Annotated in this window: 16 protein-coding genes, 5 tRNA genes and 1 pseudogene; 7 read left to right on the top strand and 15 right to left on the bottom strand. The window is 37.9% G+C overall.

Features of this window, described 5'->3' with window-relative positions; all coding sequences use genetic code 11:
• Positions 1 to 31: 31 nt before the first annotated feature.
• The 5 genes from mnmC to B8W84_RS03505 all read left to right on the top strand — a co-directional run bounded on the left by mnmC (position 32) and on the right by B8W84_RS03505 (position 6,911).
• The gene (mnmC, locus tag B8W84_RS03525; RefSeq protein WP_094751938.1) at positions 32 to 2,041 is read left to right on the top strand and encodes a bifunctional tRNA (5-methylaminomethyl-2-thiouridine)(34)-methyltransferase MnmD/FAD-dependent 5-carboxymethylaminomethyl-2-thiouridine(34) oxidoreductase MnmC; all 2,010 of its coding nucleotides are present in this window, start codon (positions 32 to 34) and stop codon (positions 2,039 to 2,041) included.
• 169 nt (positions 2,042 to 2,210) lie between these two features.
• Entirely contained in the window at positions 2,211 to 3,260 is a 1,050-nt protein-coding gene (locus B8W84_RS03520) for a 3-oxoacyl-ACP synthase III (RefSeq protein ID WP_094751937.1), read from the top strand.
• Positions 3,260 to 4,153 carry an alpha/beta fold hydrolase gene (locus tag B8W84_RS03515; RefSeq protein WP_094752728.1) on the top strand — a complete coding sequence of 298 codons (894 nt, stop codon included), beginning with the start codon at positions 3,260 to 3,262 and terminating at the stop codon, positions 4,151 to 4,153. Before B8W84_RS03520 ends, B8W84_RS03515 begins: the two co-directional genes overlap by 1 nt.
• Positions 4,154 to 4,156: 3 nt before the next feature.
• Positions 4,157 to 5,836, top strand: a complete 1,680-nt coding sequence (gene oleC / locus B8W84_RS03510) for an olefin beta-lactone synthetase (RefSeq protein WP_094751936.1) — start codon at positions 4,157 to 4,159, stop codon at positions 5,834 to 5,836.
• A gap of 1 nt (position 5,837) precedes the next feature.
• Positions 5,838 to 6,911 (top strand): NAD-dependent epimerase/dehydratase family protein, encoded by a 1,074-nt coding sequence (locus tag B8W84_RS03505; protein WP_094751935.1) that lies wholly within the window; start codon positions 5,838 to 5,840, stop codon positions 6,909 to 6,911.
• 10 nt (positions 6,912 to 6,921) lie between these two features.
• Here the strand turns inward: B8W84_RS03505 and B8W84_RS03500 are convergent, their stop codons facing one another.
• Positions 6,922 to 7,440, bottom strand: a complete 519-nt coding sequence (locus tag B8W84_RS03500; protein ID WP_094751934.1) for a YgjP-like metallopeptidase domain-containing protein — start codon at positions 7,438 to 7,440, stop codon at positions 6,922 to 6,924.
• A gap of 141 nt (positions 7,441 to 7,581) precedes the next feature.
• Between B8W84_RS03500 and B8W84_RS03495 the strand changes: the two genes are divergently transcribed.
• Positions 7,582 to 8,304, top strand: a complete 723-nt coding sequence (locus B8W84_RS03495; protein WP_094751933.1) for a YebC/PmpR family DNA-binding transcriptional regulator — start codon at positions 7,582 to 7,584, stop codon at positions 8,302 to 8,304.
• A gap of 132 nt (positions 8,305 to 8,436) precedes the next feature.
• Here B8W84_RS03495 and B8W84_RS03490 read toward each other — a convergent pair whose 3' ends face one another.
• A complete protein-coding gene (locus B8W84_RS03490) occupies positions 8,437 to 8,652 on the bottom strand; it encodes a hypothetical protein (protein WP_094751932.1) in 216 nt (71 codons plus the stop codon).
• A gap of 239 nt (positions 8,653 to 8,891) precedes the next feature.
• On the bottom strand, positions 8,892 to 9,113 hold the full coding sequence (locus B8W84_RS03485) for a hypothetical protein (RefSeq protein ID WP_094751931.1): 222 nt from the start codon (positions 9,111 to 9,113) through the stop codon (positions 8,892 to 8,894).
• A 528-nt stretch (positions 9,114 to 9,641) separates the two neighbouring features.
• On the opposite strand from B8W84_RS03485, the pseudogene B8W84_RS03480 reads away from it, so the two are divergent.
• A pseudogene (locus tag B8W84_RS03480) lies at positions 9,642 to 10,388 on the top strand (AAA family ATPase); the annotation flags it as partial.
• Between the two features lie 156 nt (positions 10,389 to 10,544).
• On the opposite strand, the gene rbsC reads toward B8W84_RS03480, so the two are convergent.
• From rbsC to B8W84_RS03420, 12 genes are all read right to left on the bottom strand, one after another.
• Positions 10,545 to 11,528: a ribose ABC transporter permease gene (gene rbsC / locus B8W84_RS03475; RefSeq protein WP_094751930.1), complete on the bottom strand. Its 984-nt coding sequence runs from the start codon at positions 11,526 to 11,528 to the stop codon at positions 10,545 to 10,547.
• Complete coding sequence (gene rbsA / locus B8W84_RS03470) at positions 11,521 to 13,029, bottom strand: ribose ABC transporter ATP-binding protein RbsA (RefSeq protein ID WP_094751929.1); 1,509 nt, start codon at positions 13,027 to 13,029, stop codon at positions 11,521 to 11,523. The genes rbsC and rbsA overlap by 8 nt, the downstream gene beginning before the upstream one ends.
• Before the next feature lie 23 nt (positions 13,030 to 13,052).
• Entirely contained in the window at positions 13,053 to 13,457 is a 405-nt protein-coding gene (rbsD, locus tag B8W84_RS03465; protein WP_094751928.1) for a D-ribose pyranase, read from the bottom strand.
• A 38-nt stretch (positions 13,458 to 13,495) separates the two neighbouring features.
• Positions 13,496 to 14,599 (bottom strand): galactokinase, encoded by a 1,104-nt coding sequence (galK, locus tag B8W84_RS03460; protein WP_180706025.1) that lies wholly within the window; start codon positions 14,597 to 14,599, stop codon positions 13,496 to 13,498.
• 28 nt (positions 14,600 to 14,627) lie between these two features.
• Complete coding sequence (locus B8W84_RS03455) at positions 14,628 to 15,689, bottom strand: UDP-glucose--hexose-1-phosphate uridylyltransferase (RefSeq protein WP_094751927.1); 1,062 nt, start codon at positions 15,687 to 15,689, stop codon at positions 14,628 to 14,630.
• A 150-nt stretch (positions 15,690 to 15,839) separates the two neighbouring features.
• The gene (galE, locus tag B8W84_RS03450; RefSeq protein WP_094751926.1) at positions 15,840 to 16,853 is read right to left on the bottom strand and encodes a UDP-glucose 4-epimerase GalE; all 1,014 of its coding nucleotides are present in this window, start codon (positions 16,851 to 16,853) and stop codon (positions 15,840 to 15,842) included.
• Positions 16,854 to 17,387: 534 nt separating this feature from the next.
• A tRNA-Pro gene (locus B8W84_RS03445) sits at positions 17,388 to 17,464 on the bottom strand.
• Positions 17,465 to 17,480: 16 nt separating this feature from the next.
• A tRNA-Leu gene (locus B8W84_RS03440) sits at positions 17,481 to 17,565 on the bottom strand.
• A 34-nt stretch (positions 17,566 to 17,599) separates the two neighbouring features.
• Positions 17,600 to 17,675: transfer RNA gene (locus tag B8W84_RS03435), tRNA-His, on the bottom strand.
• Positions 17,676 to 17,692: 17 nt separating this feature from the next.
• Positions 17,693 to 17,769: transfer RNA gene (locus tag B8W84_RS03430), tRNA-Arg, on the bottom strand.
• 44 nt (positions 17,770 to 17,813) lie between these two features.
• A tRNA-Pro gene (locus B8W84_RS03425) sits at positions 17,814 to 17,890 on the bottom strand.
• 339 nt (positions 17,891 to 18,229) lie between these two features.
• Positions 18,230 to 19,534: an inosine/guanosine kinase gene (locus B8W84_RS03420; protein WP_094751925.1), complete on the bottom strand. Its 1,305-nt coding sequence runs from the start codon at positions 19,532 to 19,534 to the stop codon at positions 18,230 to 18,232.
• Positions 19,535 to 19,639: the final 105 nt, after the last annotated feature.

Below are 19,639 nucleotides of genomic sequence, written 5' to 3'. Positions count from 1 at the left end.
AAATATAATCGCATATAATAGGAAATATATCTTGTCTGAAGACAAAAACATACTAATTAAACATGCACATATTCACTGGTCTGATCAGCAAGAACCCTTTTCGACCCATTATAATGATGTTTATTTTAACACGGATCAAGGCATTGAGGAATCTACTTATGTTTTTTTACAGGGTAATAATCTTACGCCTCGCTGGGAAACATCAACAGAAATGCATTTTTGTATTGCTGAGACAGGCTTTGGAAGCGGTTTAAACTTTCTTACCACTTGCCTTTATTTTCAAGATTTTTTAAAAAAACACCCTCAATCACCACTAAAACATCTTTTTTTTAGCAGTTTTGAAAAATATCCACTAAATAAAGAAGATCTTACGCAAGCATTACGCCGTTGGCCAACATTATCTGCTTTTATTGAGCCTTTAATTGAACAATATCCACTTAATTTAAGTGGCTGTCATCGTATTCACTTACAAAATGTAACTCTAGATCTCTGGCTGGGGGATGTAAAGACGCAATTACCGACTCTTTGCATCCCTCCTTCAGGTCTTTTTGATTGTTGGTATTTGGATGGTTTTTCTCCGAATAAAAATCCTGAGATGTGGAACATTGAACTGTTTAAACTCATCGCAAATACATGCAAAGATAAAGCAACTTTAGCGACTTTTACCGCAGCAGGATTTGTTCGACGAGCACTGCAAGATGCTGGTTTTTTAATAAACAAACGTAAAGGTTATGCTAAAAAACGCGAAATGCTCATTGGACAATTACATCGCATATCCCCCCCACACAGTACATTAGCGCTTTGGCATACAAATGCAAAACAAGAGAAAAAAGAAATCGCTATTATAGGGGGTGGTATTAGTAGTGCTTGTTTAACACTTGCCTTAGTACGAAGGGGTTATGATGTAACACTCTATTGCAAAGATGACACTTTAAGCTCAGGAGCTTCAGGTAACGAGCAAGGAACACTTTATCCCTTACTGACTCACAATCATAACCCTCTCAGTCAGTTATTTGCCAATGCATTTTTATATGCGCGTAATTATATTAAAGACATCCATCAAAATACCCCTATCGATCATGAATTTAAGGGCTTACTACAGCTTTATTACAATAAGGAAACAAGCATAAGACTCGATAAAATACGGCAGGTTAATTTACCCGAACAGCTAGTACAATACGTCAAAGCAAGCACCACTAATGTAATCTCCCAAATGAGTATTGATCAAGCAGCTTTATTTTACCCTTTAGGTGGCTGGCTTAGTCCCAAACAGTTGGTTAATGCTATTTTTAAACAAGCTTGTTTAACAGGTAAAGTAACAATTAAACTACAACATAAATTACAATATTTTACACAAACCAAAAATCAGTGGCAATTACATTTTGCAAATAAAACATGTACACATCCGATACTTATTTTAGCTTGCTCAATGCACACACTTGATTTTAAACAATGCTTCGCACTGCCCTTTTCCGCGGCGCGCGGACAAGTCACCCATATAAAATCAACCGAGGGTTTAAAAAAACTACGCGTTCCTCTTTGCCATGCCGGCTATTTAACACCCGCCAATCAACAAAAGCATTGCATGGGCGCCACTTTTAAACGTCATCAAACTAATGATGAGTTTATTGCTTTAGAACAACAAGAAAACAAAAAAAAATTAGAACGATCGCTACCAACACAACCTTGGATAAAAGCTATCGATATAAAACATCAAGATGCACATATCGGTATTCGTTGCACAACTCGCGATCATTTCCCGTATGTTGGTGCCTTAGCTGATTATTCATTAACACGTATAAAAAATGAAAATAGAGATAATAAACAAGCTATAAGTAGTGTTCCCCCTCATAAAAACTTATTTATTCTAAGTGGCTTAGGCTCACGAGGCTTAGTTAGTTCGCCTTTGTTAGCCGAACTATTAGCCAGTCAAATTAATGCAGAGCCTTTACCTTTAAGCCAACAGATATTAGAATCGATGCAAATTGACCGACAATGGTTAAGCTATTTAAAAAAGGGAAAGCCCTTAAAAAACGAGTAAAATACAATCAATTAATAGAGTTTATATGCAATTGCTCTGCAAAAAGCGTATTCTTTTCGCTTAGCACTTTTTTAAAATAGATAATTGCGTTAATCTACGCGTTCGATTTAAGGCAAACGATTAACGTTTGCTCTTTTAATGTGTACTAGATGAGAAACAGAATTGCTTAATGAAATATTCCCGCGTTTTTATCAATAGCCTAGCTTATGAGTTAGCACCAACCGTTATTAGCAGTAATGAACTAGAATCACGCCTTGCCCCATTGTATAAAAAGTTACATATTCCCATGGGACAATTGGCAGCATTAACGGGTATTCAAGAACGACGTTGGTGGCCAGAAAACCACCGTTTATCCGACGGAGCGATTCAGGCTGCTAAAAAAAGCATGGCAGAAACGGGCATTGATATCGATGATATTGGCGCAGTCGTATATACCGGAGTATGTCGTGACCAACATGAGCCCGCAACAGCTTGTCGCATTGCATCTGTGCTAGGCGTCAATAGTAGCACTGCTATCTATGATATAAGCAATGCTTGTTTGGGGGTTTTATCTGGAATATTAGATATCGCTAACCGTATTGAATTAGGACAGATTAAAGCGGGATTAGTCGTTTCTTGTGAATCCGCTCGACATATTGTAAATCTCACCATTGATAATATGCTCCAAAATCCAACGATTCAAAATTTTGCACAGTCTTTAGCCACCTTAACCGGGGGATCGGGTGCAACGGCAGTTCTATTAACCGATGGCAGCTTTCAATTAAATAATAATTGCCAACATCAGTTACTCGGTGCCAGCCACCTAAGTGCTCCTGAATACTATGATCTTTGTCAATGGGGAGTGCGCAAAGTCGGTGTCAAATTACAACAAGAGTTTATGCGCACCAATGCGGTGCCTTTGCTCAGAGAAGGGGTTAAACTCGCCTATGAAACATGGCAACATTTTTTACAAAAACGCGGATGGTTAGTAGAAGATGTCGACAAGGTCATTTGCCATCAAGTCGGCTCTTCTAATCAGAAACAAGTATTAAGTGCGTTACAGATCCCAGAAAGTAAAGAATTCCCCACTTTCGCTTACCTAGGCAATATGGGTACAGTCTCATTACCTATTACAGCCGCTATCGCAAATGAACAAGGTTTTTTGAAAAAAGGCGATAACGTCAGTTTTTTAGGAATAGGCAGTGGCCTTAATTGTATGATGCTAGGATTAAAATGGTAATGAACACACATAAAAATATAGAGACCTTATTTCCTTTTCAGCGTAATTATTTAAAACGTAATGGGCATACATACCATTACTTGAATGAAGGTCAGGGTGAACCTGTCATTATGCTCCACGGTAATCCTAGTTGGTCTTTTTATTATCGAAATTTAGTAAAAGCATTACGTAACGAATATCAATGCATTGTACCGGATCATATCGGTTGTGGTTTCTCTTCAAAACCCAGCGATAAAAATTACAATTATTGCTTAAAAAGTCGTATTGACGACCTAGAAGCCTTACTTGATTCGCTTAATATTCACAAAAACATTACCCTTATTGTACATGATTGGGGTGGAATGATAGGAATGGGCTATGCTCAGCGTCACCCAGATAGAATTAAACGCTTAGTGATATTAAATACGAGCGCATTTCATCTTCCGGCTAGCAAAAAATTACCACTAGCCCTATTTATTTGTAGAAATATGTACATAGGCACATTATTAGTTCGGGGTTTAAATGCTTTTTCTTCTGTCGCCTCGTATATTGGTGTTAAACGTAAACCCATGCCTAAGAATATTCGAGCCGCTTATGTTATGCCCTTTAATTCATGGCGAAATCGGATTTCCACGTTACGTTTTATTCAGGATATTCCACTACACCAAAATGATAAAAGTTATTCCTTAGTCTCTAAAATTAGTGAAAGTGTGACACAATTTAAAAACACACCGACTCTTATTTGCTGGGGTATGCAAGATTTCGTGTTTGACAAACATTTTTTGACCTTGTGGAAAGAAAAAATGCCACATGCACAGATTAATGAATTTGCTGATTGTGGGCACTATATTTTAGAAGATGCAAGTGCTCAGGTCATCCCTTTAATAACAAAATTCTTGAAACAAAACTTATAATTTATGAGTAAAAATAAAGAAGCAAATCTTTGTCGTCACCTCTCTGTAGCGGCACAGAACTTTCCCAATGATCTTGCTGTGGCAGTACAGCAAAAAAGTTTTAACAAACTAGTATACAAAGAATTAACCTTTAAAGCGTTAGACCAACGCAGTGACCATATTGCTTATGTTTTAACTAAGCAAGGTTTAAAGGCTGGCGATAAAGCAGTTTTAATGATCACCCCAAGTTTAGATTTTTTTAGTATTACTTTTGCTTTATTTAAAGCCGGCATCATCCCTATTTTAGTTGATCCCGGTATGGGTATTAAAAACCTTAAACAATGTTTTATTGAAGCGCAACCAACTGCGTTTATTGGCATTAACAAAGCTCATGTTGCCCGCATTTTATATGATTGGGGAAAAGACACGCTGAAATATTATTTTAGTGTGGCGCCTTTTGATTTATTTGGCATTCAAAGTATCCCCTCTTTATTGAAAAAAAATATTCTACAACACCCCTTTAAAATGGAAAAATTAAACAAACATGCGATGGCGGCAATCCTATTTACCAGTGGTAGTACTGGTAATCCCAAAGGCGTTATATATAGCCATGCCATGTTTGAAACGCAAATAGATATCTTACGCAATGATTACCACATTCAACATGGTGAGCGTGATCTCGCGACTTTTCCTCTATTTTCTTTATTTGGGCCTGCATTAGGCATGGCATCAATTATTCCTCTGATGGATGCAAGTAAACCTATTAAAGCCAACCCCAATAATTTATTTGCCGCTATTGAAAAATATCAATGTACTAATTTATTTGCTAATCCTGCATTAATAGAGCGCTTAGGTAAAGCTGGCTGTATGCAAAATATTGTATTAGACAGTTTGCGCCGTGTTATCTCTGCTGGGGCGCCGGCAAGCGTTGACTCATTACAACAATTTTCTCGCATACTTAATAAAGGAACTGAAATTATCAGCTCTTATGGTGCAACAGAGTCTTTACCCATCACAAAAATAAGCAGCGCTAAATTATTACAAACAGAAAAACACACCCAAAATGGCAGTGGTATCTGCGTCGGCTTTCCAATTAAAAATACTACACTGTCTATTATTAAAATCACAGAAAAACCCATTAAAGACTGGCAGGATAATCTATGCTTAGCTCCTTATAGTATCGGTGAAATTGTCGTTAAAGGTACACAAGTAAGCCAAGCTTATTATCAACGGCCGGAAGCAACTTTATTGGCTAAAATAGAAGACAATGGTGATATTCGTCACCGTATGGGAGATTTAGGTTATCTCGATAATCAGGGTAATTTATGGATGTGTGGTCGTAAAGCGCATCGCGTTAAAAGTGACTACAACAATCAAAATAAATGTTATTTTTCAATTCCTTGCGAGAGAATATTTAATACTCATAAAGATATTAAACGCAGTGCATTAGTCTCGATTAATGTGCGGGGTAAAACAAAAGCGCTTCTCTGTGTAGAGCTGAAACATCCAAAATGTAAAGATACACTGCGTCTGTTCAATGAATTAAGTGCAATTGCAGAGCAACACCAAACAACACAAGGGATCTATCATTTTTTGATCCATAAAGACTTCCCGATGGATATTCGTCACAATGCAAAAATATTTAGAGAAAAATTAGCACTCTGGGCCCAATTAAAATATTCAAAACAACATCAGGACAATTAAGATGACCGAGCATGGCATTTTAGCTTTTGAACACTTACCAGCCCTACAACAAACAATTCTTCTTAAGCTAAAGCGACAAATTAAATGTGCGTTCGTCACCGGTGCTGGCGGTTTTTTAGGTAAGGCTTTATGCGAGCATTTGCGCTTAGCGAATATCCCGGTAGTAGGCTTTGCTCGAACTTACTACCCAGAGCTAGAAGCTCTGGGTGTAACAATGTATCAAGGCGATTTGAATGACGCTAACGCTTTATTAAAAGCAATGTCTGGATGTGACATTGTATTTCATATCGCCTCTAAAGCAGGAGTTTGGGGAAGTAAAAAAAGTTATTTTCAAAGTAATGTGCTCGGTACTGAAAATGTTATTACGGCTTGTCAAACACATCTCATTAATAAGCTTATTTATACCAGCACACCGAGTGTGACCTTCTCTGGTGTTGACGAAGATGGCATTGACGAGTCAACCCCCTACGCCAAGAATTTTTTAAATTATTATGCATTATCTAAATCCATTGCAGAAAAAAAAATATTAGATTGCAATCAAACTCAATTAAAAACTGTAGCGTTGCGCCCCCACCTTATCTGGGGCCCAGGAGATAGACATTTAATACCGCGAGTACTTTCTCGAGCGAAAACAGGTCGTCTTAAACTACTTGGAAAAACAGATAAATTAGTCGATACCACTTATATTGATAATGCAGTCTATGCACACCTTCTCGGCGCTGCTGAGTTGCATAATTCGCACTCGAAATGTGCGGGGAAAGCATATTTTATCAGTGACGATCAGCCTATTTTAATGGCAGATATGCTAAATAAAATACTGGCTTGCCAAAATTTACCTAAAGTAAGTAAAAGAGTGCCTGCATCCATGGCTTATTTACTCGGAGCGATACTTGAAGGATTTTATTTTTGCCTCCGTAAACAACACGAACCCATTATTACTCGTTTTGTTGCCAAGCAACTTTCTACCAGCCATTATTTCAATATTAGTGCAGCCAAAAACGATCTTGGTTATTTACCCTTGATTGATATTAATGAAGGTATGCATCGCTTAAAACTCATTTTGAGTGAAAAGTAGATAGTCACCTTTAATAGATATTACCTAGCAATTCGATTTGAGTTAAATACACGCGCATTTCAAATTCCAATTGATGATAATCCGGTAACATATGTTCGCATAAATGATAAAAAGCCTTATCATGCTCTCTATATTTCAAATGACTTAATTCATGTACCACAATCATTTTTAAAAAAGATTCCGGACAATTTTTAAAAACATCACAGATACGGATCTCATTTTTACGTTTTAATTTATTACCTTGTACTCTTGAAATAACGGTATGCAAACCCAGCGCATTATGAATGACATGAATTTTAGGATCATAAATTATTTTACTGAGGGGGGCTGATTTTTTTAAGTAGTTATTTTTTAATGCCATCACGTATTCACGTAAGTGCCTATCATTATTAATAGAGTGCTTCTTCGGATGTTTTTCTAATAAAAAAGAAGATAACGTCTTTTTTTGAAGCATTTCACGCACTTTATCGAGAATAGAGGGTGAATAAGCAGCAAGATATTTTAACTCTAAATATTGACAATCGAACATGGCTTTACTATTTTCTTTATCGCTTAATTTACATTAATTTTACCTGCCGAGATTTTACCTTCCTTGACTAGCCTAATCTGTTACATAGGAGTAATATTATTGCCATTATTTGTAAATAACTAACAATAAAGAGTCCGATCCATGGGAAGAGCATATCAAAACCGTAAAGAATCAATGGCAAAAACGGCTGGCGCAAAAACAAAAATTTATTCTAAATATTCAAAAGAACTCTATGTCTGCGCTAAAAATGGTGGATTTGATCCCGAAGGTAATTTAAGTTTACGCCGTTTAATTGACAGTGCAAAAAAAGACCAAGTACCTAGCCATGTTATTGATCGCGCCCTTGAAAAAGCACAAAGTGGCGCGGGTGAAGATTATGAACGTGCAACCTACGAAGGATTTGGCCCTGGTGGATGTTCCGTTATTGTCGATTGTTTAACAGATAATAATAAACGGACTTGGACTGATGTTCGCACCTGTTTCGTTAAAACCGGTGCAAAAATTGGCTCGCCGGGTACCGTGGCACATTTATTTGAACATCAAGCTGTTTTTGTTTTTAAAGGCGCTGATGATGAAGCCGTTTTAGAAGAATTAATGATGGCAGATGTTGATGTCACCGATGTTGAAGGTGAAAACGGAATGATCACCGTATTTTGTCCTCATACAGAATTTTTCAAAGCAAAAAGTGCTTTACATGAAAGTTACCCCGATCTCGAATTAGAAATTGAAGAAATTACTTTTGTGGCTCAAACTGATATTGATATTGACCAGGAACATGTAGAGAAATTTGAAAAGTTTATGGCAATGCTCCACGATTGTGATGATGTACAAAATATATATCATAATGCGGTGTTACCGGAATAACTATCTCTAAAACACGTCCATAACATTTTATGGGCGTGCTTTCAAAGCTTTAAACAATACGCTGAAAACGGCGCAGTAATGTAGTGCAAGATAAACACATATAAAATACATATAAAATACATAGTACTACGCTTAAATAGTTCCCTTTGATACTTGTAAATAACGATTTGTAGCCTTTGAGTTGCTTGGATTTAACGCTAACTTGTCCGTCACCGATAGAATACTTTTTACATCATTTAAAGATCTTAATGATGCTTTACTCCATTTCGAAGCGTCGGAGCTGTCTAAATAAGCTTGTAATTTAAACAAAGTGCCTTTCACCGTTTCTGCGCTTGTTTTCCCGTTCATCTCGCCTAAATTTTCAACAATTTTTGATGCTTGAGATAAAATATCTATTAACGGATCTTGTTTATCTTGCGCTACGACTTTTACTTTGAAATCACTTAAAAAGTTAACGATTTTTGCCGTACTACGGCTTAATTTTTCCGCTTTACCGATATTTGAATCACAAAGTTTTTGTGATTGTTGTGCACTTATAAAACCATCTTTTTGTAAACGTTGTATATATTTTGGAACATCACTTAGTGCTAACCCCCCTGTTGAAAAAAATCTTTAGAGATAGCCTGCATTTTGAGAGATCGATCGGAAAAAACAACATCAGCCTCTTTATTTACCGCCTTTTTATCAAGCTTTAGCATCTTGGGGTCTGTATTATGGATATCTACCAGAGGAGCAGTTTTTGATTTCACATCATGACTTAATGTGTTTTTTAAAGGAGAAGAAAGTGTATTCATTATATTTGTAGTCATTTGCTTTGCCTTTCAAAGAAAAATCTAACTATCTCTGTTTAGTAAGCAATTTTCAGACCAATTTATCTCCTTATTTTCTGATTTAAGATGCGTAATTATATAAAAATTAATCTTTAGATTACAAAACCAGGAAAATTATTTTAAACTCTCTATGAATGACTTGTCTTTTGAACATCTATAGAGAGGTACGGTGTGAAGGGGTATTGATAGCGAGCTTTAATGAACGTATATAATATCTCAAAAAAACTTCTTAGCCGGAAAGAGGCGCCCCCAATTCGCCAATCGCCTTTCCCCGGGGCGTGTGATTCATATGCAGCTGCACGACAGCTTCCGACTGGAAGCGGGCAGTGAGGCGCACGCAATTAATGTGAGTAGCTCCACTCATTAGGCACCCCCCAGGCTTTACACTTTATGCTTCCGGGCTCGTATGTTGTGTGGAATTGTGAGCGGATAACAATTTCACACAGGAAACAGCTATGACCATGATTACGAATTCGAGCTCGGTACCCGGGGATCCTCTAGAGATTAATATTAAATATATTGAGCCTGCGCCTGAAAAATCTGAATTCGCTAAAGGGTGAGTGGAAAATTGATTTCACCGCGGAGCCGTTCGCCAGCAACGGACTGTTTGCCATCACCGGCGCAACCGGCGCGGGTAAAACCACGCTGCTGGATGCCATCTGCCTGGCGCTTTATCACGAAACGCCGCGTCTTAATAAGGTCTCTCAGGCGCAAAACGACCTGATGACGCGCGATACCGCCGAATGCCTGGCAGAAGTGGAATTTGAGGTCAAAGGCGTTGCTTATCGCGCTTTCTGGAGCCAGAACCGCGCCCGCAACCAGCCGGACGGGAACTTACAGGCACCGCGCGTTGAGCTGGCCCGCTGCGAAGACGGCAAAATTCTGGCCGACAAAGTCACGGATAAGCTGGAACAAACCGCCGCGCTTACCGGGCTGGACTATGGTCGCTTTACCCGCTCGATGTTGCTCTCTCAGGGGCAGTTTGCCGCCTTCCTGAATGCTAAACCGAGCGATCGCGCAGAGCTGTTGGAAGAACTGACCGGCACGGAAATTTACGGCCAGATTTCCGCCATGGTTTTTGAAAAACACAAAGCGGCACGTAACGCGCTGGAGATGTGCGAAGCGCAGGCCGCAGGGGTTGTGCTGCTGAGCGAGGAACAGCAGCAGCACTTGCAGCAAAGTTTGCAGGCACTTACTGACGAAGAAAAAGTCCTGCTGGCACAGCAGCAAAGCCAACAGAAAGATTTTCAGTGGCTTACGCGTAACGACGAACTGATACGTGAGCAGCAGCGTGCAGCCGCTTCGCAGCAGCAGGCTCAATATATTTAATATTAAATCGTCGACCTGCAGGCATGCAAGCTGGACGCCTCACCATTTTAAAGGACGCATCTGATCTCCTTTATACATCTCTTATTTATCTTTCTTATCAACCAAAACGGCTAATAAAATAACCACCGCTTTGACAATCATTTGGTAATATGAAGAAACATCGAGCAAATTGAGTGCATTATTTAAAACACCAATGATAAGTGCCCCAACTAACGTACCCATGATGCGCCCTTTACCTCCCGCCAAGCTGGTACCGCCAAGTACAACAGCTGCAATCGCATCTAATTCATAACCCACACCCGCCGTAGGTTGTGCCGATGAAAGTCGAGAAGTAATAATAATCCCCGCTAATGCAGACAATAAACCACATATGGCATATACACCTATTTTGATTTTATCAACATTAATGCCGGATAATTGTGTGGCGACTTCATTCCCCCCTAACGCATAAATATAACGCCCAAAACGAGTATGATTTAACAAATACCAAATACTTATAAACACCAAAAACATTAGCCAAACAGGAATCGGTACGGACAAAAAATAACCTGTTCCAAATAATGAAAATGCATCAGATACATCACTAAATCCTGTTGAAATAGGCCGTCCATCCGTATAAACCATGGTAACACCACGTAATAAGGTCATGGTGACTAAGGTGGCAATGAAGGCTTGTACCTTGCCTTTTGCGATAATTATCCCTGTCATAGAGCCTAAAACTAAACCGGCAAAAAGAGACACAGGAACCGCAATAAAGACGGATATATTAAGACCTATCATCGTGGCAGAAAATGCGCCACATAACGCTAAAATGGAACCAACACTTAAATCTATGCCAGCGGTTAGAATAACTAACGTCATACCCGCCGCCAAAATAGCAATGACAGAGGTTTGCCGTAAAATATTTAAAATATTATTTAATGTAAAAAAATATTCATTTAAAAAAGAAACAACTACAATGAGTAAAATTAAAGCAATTAATGCTTTTTGTTCGATTAACCACGTTTTACTCATACCCTGTTTTTTTTTGTGCTTCATTTGAGTGCCTAACTGTTGCTCATTCATTCGCTTGTTTCTCCCTGTTTTTACCAATAGCGCAAGCCATTAGCTTCTCTTGATCAGCGTCTTGGGCGCTAAATTCACCACTAATTTTGCCTTGATGCATCACTAAAATACGATCACTCATACCGAGGACCTCAGACATTTCTGATGAAACTAAAATAATACTCATTCCTTGCGCTTTAAATTTATTGATTAATTGATAGATCTCTTTTTTTGCCCCTACATCTACACCACGCGTTGGCTCATCTAAAATCAATACTTTAGGCTTAGTTAAAAGGCCTTTCGCGATAGCGACTTTCTGCTGGTTTCCACCCGACAAATTACCGATTATTTGCTGACGAGTTGGTGTTTTTATATTAAATAATTTAATAAAGTCATCGACGGCCATGGCTTCGGCTGCATGATCTAATTGCCACCCCTTTGAAAAATGCTTTAGTGCACACAGCGACATATTTTCTTGAACAGATAATCCAAGGATTAAACCTTCGGCTTTACGATCTTCTGAAATGTAAGCAATTCCTAACGCTAACGCTTGAGCGGGTGTTTTGGGATCTATTTTTTGCCCCTGTAAAAAAATATCTCCATGTTGGCGTTTTAACGCACCGTAGATCATTTTCATTAATTCAGTGCGCCCCGCCCCCATGAGTCCTGAGATCCCAAGGATTTCGCCTTCTTTTAAAATAAAACTAATATCATAAATTCCGTCACCTGAAATATTTTTAACATCTAGACATACCGCATCATGTTGCACGGCTATACGTGGGTACTGATCGTTTAATTTACGTCCCACCATTAATTCAATCAGTCTATCTTCATCAATGTCAGAGACTTTTTCTTGAGCTATAAATTTACCATCTCGTAAAATGGTAATATCATCACAAATTTCAAATATCTCTTTTAAACGATGCGAAATATAAACAATACCGTAACCCTCATCACGTAACTCATTAATCACTTTAAATAACGATTGCGTTTCTGTATCCGTTAATGCATCGGTAGGTTCATCCATAATAATCACTTTCGCTTTAAAGGATAACGCTTTGGCAATTTCAACCATTTGTTGCTCGCCTAAACTTAAATCGCCGAGTAAAGTTGCGGAGGAATAATTAATATTTAAACGCTGTAATAACAGATCTGCCTGTGCATACATTCCTTTCCAATTAATGCCTCCCCACGCATGTGTTATTTCTCTACCCAGAAAAATGTTTTCAGCAATGCTGAGCTCTGCAATCAAGTTTAACTCTTGGTGTATAATGCTTATTCCTGCTTGTTGCGAGTCTCTAGGTCCAGAAAAACTAACATTTTTACCTTCATAATTAATCTGCCCACTATCAAGATGATAAATTCCCGTTAATACTTTCATTAACGTAGATTTTCCCGCCCCATTTTCGCCTAACAAAGCCATAACTTTTCCTGGATAGACCTTTAAACATGCATTATCAAGCGCTTTGACACCCGGAAATGATTTATAAATATTATCTAATGCAAGTATTGCTTGTCTCATTGTTATGCCCCATTACCTAATCGTTAAAAAACAACACCTGATTGAAAAATCACATTTGCATAAGCCGTGCATTCTCCCGTGCGAATAATTGCTTTACTCTTACCTGTACGTAATTTAAAGGCGTCATGATTTATATAATGTATGCGGATATCCGTATAAGGAACCAATAGATCAACGAATGCTTGATGTAATTGTGGACTGGAAATTTTAAATTCACTTGCCAAGATAATTCCCGTTATCTGCATTTCACTCAATAAAACCTGAACGGTCGTTATAAAACTAGGGACTCCATGAGTGAGCGCTAAATCAATGCGTTGTGTTGTACTTGGAATAGGTAATCCTGCATCACACACTGTCACTTCATCAAAATGACCAAGAGAAGCCACCAGATATGATAACTCTGGATTTAAAAGCGCTGTTTTTTTCATATTAATCACCTTAATTCATCATTTTTTTCTGAAATAGCTTACGAACCACCATCGAAACGTTTGCGCAAACGTTTCGATCCACCGAAGCCACCACCAGTCATGCGTACTCCGCCTTGATCTCCAATTTTAGCTTTAACAATATCCACTATTTTATCAATTTCTTTAACTGTGATCTCGAAATCATCTCGCATAGAGATATGTGATTCTGCCATTAATCGCCCTAACAAAGACAAATCGCCATCAATTAATGCCTGTGCCGCTTCTAAGGTACGAGCATTCTCACTAATAACATGACGAGCACGTTTTGCAACGACGTCATCGAGCCCATCTGCGCGTTGGTTAAATTGCTCCATCGTCACATCGCGCAATGCTTTCACGCCAAAAAATGATGCTGCCTGTTCACATTGCAGACGCCGTGTATTATATTCACTGTCCACTAAGCCCCGTGTTTTGTTGCTATTAATGATGATGATTGATATATTTTGTGGCATAGAAACAGCCGTTGTTTGTAACGAACGACAATCAATTAATAACGCATTGTCTGCTTTTCCTTGCGCCGAAATTAATTGATCCATGATCCCACAATTACAGCCTACAAACTCATTTTCAGCTTGCTGCCCATTTAAAGCAATTTCCGCAGAGCTTATATTTAAATCGTATAATTGATTAAACGTTTCACCAATCACTACTTCCAATGCGGCAGAAGAGCTTAATCCTGCACCTTGAGGCACATCACCACACACAACAATATCTGCGCCTTGAAACTTATAAGCTCGATTTTGTAAACATTTAAGTACACCACGTATATAGTTTGGCCACATACATTCAGAATTAAAAACAATTTCTTCTTCTAATGAAAATTGATCTTCTTGAGCATCATAATTAAGCGCAATCACTCTTACAATATTGTCATCACGCTTAGATGCGGCGACAACCGTTTTAAAATCAATCGCACAAGGTAAGACAAAACCATCGTTGTAATCGGTGTGCTCTCCAATGATATTTACGCGTCCCGGTGCTTGGACAATATGACTCGGCGCATAATGAAATAAATTATTAAATGCATTTTTAACCTGATCCATTAATGAAGTCTTAACTTGTTCAATTAATGGATTGTTTGCTTTCTCAATTAATGTATTCATGTTTTTTACCTATATATAAAGAAAAAGATCATTGATTTGATGTGTCTTTATAGTGAATATCACTGACATCTCGTAGTTTTTGAGCGGCTTGCTCAGCAGTAAGATCCCGTTGACTTTCCGCCAACATTTCATAACCCACCATAAATTTACGAACACTCGCAGAGCGTAATAAAGGAGGATAAAATAAAGCATGTAACTGCCAATGTTCAATGTCTTTACCTTGCTCAAAAAATGGCGCGTAATGCCAACCCATTGAGTAGGGAAATGAACATTGAAATAAATTATCGTAACGACAGGTTAATTTTTTAAGTGCCAACGCCAGATCATCACGTTGTATCGCAGATAGATCATTCATACGTCGAATATGCATTTTAGGTAATAGCATCGTTTCAAATGGCCAAGCGGCCCAATAAGGTACCAACGCAACCCAATGCTCCGTTTCAACGACTATACGTGTTTTATTTTTTAACTCTGCATTGACATAATCGACTAAAAGACACGTACCTTGTGCATCATAATAGGATTGTAATAACTTATCTTTTCGCTCTATCTCATTTGGTAAGAAATTATTTGCCCATATTTGTCCATGTGGATGGGGTTGCGAACACCCCATTGTTATTCCTTTATTTTCAAATGCTTGAACCCACAAGTAATCTTTCCCTAATGTTTCTATTTGCTCATTCCAAGTATTCACCAAAACCCCAATACTGTTAAGTGAAAGCTCAGGAAGCGTTTTACTGTGATCCGGTGAATAACAAATCACCCGACTTAAACCACGTACGCCCTGACATTGAAATAAAATATCATCCGATTTAGGTGCATCCGGTGAAGTGGGCATCAATGCGCCAAAATCATTAGTAAATATGTATGTGTTTTTATAATCAGGATTCTTTTCTCCCGAAATACGAGCATTGGTTGGACACAAAAAACAATCTTTAACGTAAGTCGGTAATATTACTTGAGTAGGCGCTTCATTTTGCCCACTCCAAGGCCGTTTTGAACGATGCGGTGAAACTAAAATCCACTGCCCAGTTAAGGGATTATAACGACGATGCGCATGCTCTGTTGGATCAAAATTAATGTTGTTCATTATTATTCTCTATAATTAATCTAAAATGATAATTAATCTAAAATGATAATTAATCTAAAATGACGCATGCTCTGTTGGATCAAAATTAATGTTGTTCATTATTATTCTCTATAATTAATCTAAAATGATAATTAATCTAAAATATTAAGATTAAACATAGCCTTGTGGATTTTTTTCTTGCCAATGCCATGTATCTGTCGCCATATCTAATAAAGTTCTTGTGGCTTTCCAATTTAATTCCCGCGCAGCTTTATCAGTATTTGCCCAACATTGTGCAATATCTCCAGGTCGACGCGGACAAATTTTATAATTGATTTTCTTCTTACTCGCTTGTGAAAAAGCAGCGATCATTTGTAAAACACTACTGCCTTGACCTGTACCTAAATTATAAATATGTAAACCTGACTTTTTAGAAACTGTTTTAAGAGCCGCTAGGTGCCCTTCTACTAAGTCCATCACATGAATATAATCACGCACTCCCGTTCCATCTTCTGTCGCATAATCATCACCAAAAACAGATAAAACATCACGGCGACCAACAGCAACTTGTGCGATATATGGCATTAAATTATTAGGGATACCTTGAGGATCTTCTCCCATCGTTCCAGATGGATGTGCTCCAACCGGATTAAAGTAGCGCAAAATCGTAATACTCCAATCTGATTGTGCTTGAAATAAGTCACTTAACATACATTCAATAATATACTTACTGCGCCCATATGGATTCGTTGTTGCTCCCGTTGGGGTCTTTTCAGTAATGGGTACAACTTTGGGATCGCCATACACCGTTGCAGAAGAGCTAAAAAGCAGACTTTTTACATTCGCCTTACGCATTGCATGCAACAAAACTAAAGTTCCATTTACATTATTAGCATAATATTCAAGCGGATGACTTACTGATTCAGCAACCGATTTCAAGCCTGCGAAATGAATTACTGACTCTATTTTCTGAGCGCTAAAAACACTTTGCATAAAAGCACTATCACAAATATCTCCTTGATAAAAAACAGGACGCACATCCGTAAGTGCTTCAATACGGTTTAATACCTGTAACTTACTATTGCTTAAATTATCAATAATAATAGGTTCAAAACCAGCTTCGATTAACTCAATACATGTCAAGCTACCAATATAACCCAATCCACCCGTAACGAGTATTTGCATAAGCCCTCTCTTTTTATTTTTATTAAACACTGATAATTAATATAAATACGACACCTTTACAAAATGTAAACGTTTACATTTTGAAGCAGTATATGCTATACACAAAAAAAAAATTCTACTTAGTTAACAATAAATACATTTTTTTAAAAATAGAATGACTTTTAGTGTTTATTCGCATTAAGCATCGTTGTATTCGCCTCTCCACATGCGAAAAAGATATTAAATAAAGCGATTCATCCAAATAATACGATGGGGGGGTCACAACGAGCACATCTATATTTAAATACAAGAAAAGAGAATTGTACGAAAATGAATATTATCTATAGACAATGATTAATCTCATTTAGTTACTAGATCTGTGCAGAAAACGCGCTATTAAAATTAAACTGATCAGGAACTATTACCGACAGAGCCGAATAAATAAGAATATAGACATTTGGTTTAAATAAAAAACAGGATACAACGTCAATGGAATTATATTTTATCAGGGGCATAAAAAAACCGACCAACAAATTTGTTGGTCGGTTTTTAATGTGGTCGGTGATAGAGGATTCGAACCTCTGACCCTCTGGTCCCAAACCAGATGCGCTACCAAGCTGCGCTAATCACCGAATATTCTTGTTTAAATGGTGCGGAAAGAGAGACTTGAACTCTCACATCTTACGATACTAGAACCTAAATCTAGCGCGTCTACCAATTCCGCCACTTCCGCATCAATTTAAACTTTTAAACAATATTAAAAAAGATGGGGCGAATGACGAGGCTTGAACTCGCGACAACCGGAATCACAATCCGGGGCTCTACCAACTGAGCTACATCCGCCATAATATCTTAAATAATGGTACGCCCTACAGGATTCGAACCTGTGGCCTACGGCTTAGAAGGCCGTTGCTCTATCCAGCTGAGCTAAGGGCGCATAACCTGGATAATGGCACATAATTAAATGTGCCGTTATCAATTTGGTCGGTGATAGAGGATTCGAACCTCTGACCCTCTGGTCCCAAACCAGATGCGCTACCAAGCTGCGCTAATCACCGAAATTTATTCTTTGTCTAACACTTCTTGCAACAAATAAATAAGATATTGGTATTTACTTATTTATTAAACTTCGTTGCTGTGCCAACGAAGCGAATATTACTGAGTTGAACCCTGCACGTCAAATCTTATTTGCACTTATCGCACTGTATGCACAATTAATAAACGCTTTGCTTATTTAAACTTCATTACTGAGATATATTGTTGCATTTATGATTAAGATTATCGTCAGATTCAACTAATTACCAACCTATATCTTGCATAAAGCATTTATTCAACAATTTTGAATCGACTCTAATTGTTTGAATTTAAAATATTCTTTTAAATTCTTTTTCGTATATTTATCTTTCCCAGTAAGACTCTTCTAAACTATCTTCACGTTCCGGTAATCCTCGCGATAAACGCGGGCTATGTTGTACTAAAACTTCATATGCGACACGATTTGCATATTTACAAATTTGTGAAAATGAAGAATAACAAATACCATTATTGCGATGTTTGCTCGAGCCTGGAACGTTTTGCTTATGAAAACTATTCGAGGCTAAATCATGTAATAGTGCGGCGAGGGCAGCATCTCCTGCTCCATTTGTATTACTTATTTTTTCAGGACCTCCCATATAAGGCGAAATATGCGCGTAAACTTTTAAAGGGCTCTCACACGTATTTTTAAGTTTGGGGCGTGAAAATTCATAACGGTTAAACTCCGGAATTTGTCCTGGTAATAAAGGATGTGTTGTTTCTCGTTTTTGACTCTCTTCGGTATAACCTGCAGTATATAAACCTAACGGCCCTGCTGTTGTTAACACCATATCACAAAGATCAAGAGCAGCTTCAGATGCTAACAATGGATCTGAATGTCCAGTCAGTGCTTTTCCCTCATCTTCATTCATTGCAAGTATCGTTACATTTTCTTGAATAAAGTTTTTCCACCATTGTGGATCTTGCTCAATTAAAAAACGTGTTCCAAGCGTTAATACAACCGGTACATTCGCTTCTTTGGCATATTCAATGGCTTGTAATGTGGCCTCGGTAATTGTATCACCGTCATTGGTACGCATTAAATAAGCCGTTAATATTAACGCAGAAGCCCCTTGTATGACCTCTTTATTAATATATGCCGTACTCAGTTGATCCATTACCCCTTTACTAATCGCAAATGTACGTTCACCACTTTCAGATATTAATGTAAAACAGCGACCAACCGCCCCCATTACCGGTTGTAAATAGTTTAAATCCACTTTTGAAGATGTATCGCAAAGATACCGATAAGAATAACTTCCCACTTCAATGTTTTTACTCATTGCACCAAATAAAACCGACTTATCATCGGCTAACACCGAATAATTATGCAAAGTATTACCGATAGTCCCACCTGCAAATTCATCACTGATTAATTTGCGCTCTTGCAACTCTGTATATAATTTATGCGCACGAGCATCATCAATCAGTATCGAATTACCCTCTGCTAATGCATAACGTTGTAAAAGTTCATTACTTACTTTCGCTTCAATATCCACTAAAATTTGATCAATGCCTGCAATATATGTGGCACCATGTTTCGGCCTAGGATGAAGTTGGGCAAGAAGAGGATCTCTACTATTAACGGGAAAATAATGCTTGGATTTACGTTGTCCGGGAAACTTCATCTTTTTACAGCTCGCTCATTGAATTATTTTAATAATAAAGCGAGATCCTAGCATAGACACTAAAACTAAGGCAGAGTAAAACCCCTTTTTTACATCAATGTAAAG

The organism is Psychromonas sp. CD1, assembly GCF_002239585.1.
Taxonomy (GTDB): domain Bacteria; phylum Pseudomonadota; class Gammaproteobacteria; order Enterobacterales; family Psychromonadaceae; genus Psychromonas.
Note: the sequence above shows the minus strand (reverse complement) of the source record. Positions and strands in the feature narration are given on the sequence as shown.

Excerpts from the sequence above, each read along its gene's own strand:
- B8W84_RS03520 (WP_094751937.1), top strand. The coding sequence starts at position 2,211 with ATGAAATATTCCCGCGTTTTTATCAATAGCCTAGCTTATGAGTTAGCA.
- B8W84_RS03515 (WP_094752728.1), top strand. The coding sequence starts at position 3,260 with ATGAACACACATAAAAATATAGAGACCTTATTTCCTTTTCAGCGTAAT.
- oleC (WP_094751936.1), top strand. The coding sequence starts at position 4,157 with ATGAGTAAAAATAAAGAAGCAAATCTTTGTCGTCACCTCTCTGTAGCG.
- B8W84_RS03505 (WP_094751935.1), top strand. The coding sequence starts at position 5,838 with ATGACCGAGCATGGCATTTTAGCTTTTGAACACTTACCAGCCCTACAA.
- B8W84_RS03500 (WP_094751934.1), bottom strand. The coding sequence starts at position 7,440 with ATGTTCGATTGTCAATATTTAGAGTTAAAATATCTTGCTGCTTATTCA.
- B8W84_RS03495 (WP_094751933.1), top strand. The coding sequence starts at position 7,582 with ATGGGAAGAGCATATCAAAACCGTAAAGAATCAATGGCAAAAACGGCT.
- B8W84_RS03490 (WP_094751932.1), bottom strand. The coding sequence starts at position 8,652 with ATGAACGGGAAAACAAGCGCAGAAACGGTGAAAGGCACTTTGTTTAAA.
- B8W84_RS03485 (WP_094751931.1), bottom strand. The coding sequence starts at position 9,113 with ATGACTACAAATATAATGAATACACTTTCTTCTCCTTTAAAAAACACA.
- rbsC (WP_094751930.1), bottom strand. The coding sequence starts at position 11,528 with ATGAATGAGCAACAGTTAGGCACTCAAATGAAGCACAAAAAAAAACAG.
- rbsA (WP_094751929.1), bottom strand. The coding sequence starts at position 13,029 with ATGAGACAAGCAATACTTGCATTAGATAATATTTATAAATCATTTCCG.
- rbsD (WP_094751928.1), bottom strand. The coding sequence starts at position 13,457 with ATGAAAAAAACAGCGCTTTTAAATCCAGAGTTATCATATCTGGTGGCT.
- galK (WP_180706025.1), bottom strand. The coding sequence starts at position 14,599 with ATGAATACATTAATTGAGAAAGCAAACAATCCATTAATTGAACAAGTT.
- B8W84_RS03455 (WP_094751927.1), bottom strand. The coding sequence starts at position 15,689 with ATGAACAACATTAATTTTGATCCAACAGAGCATGCGCATCGTCGTTAT.
- galE (WP_094751926.1), bottom strand. The coding sequence starts at position 16,853 with ATGCAAATACTCGTTACGGGTGGATTGGGTTATATTGGTAGCTTGACA.
- B8W84_RS03420 (WP_094751925.1), bottom strand. The coding sequence starts at position 19,534 with ATGAAGTTTCCCGGACAACGTAAATCCAAGCATTATTTTCCCGTTAAT.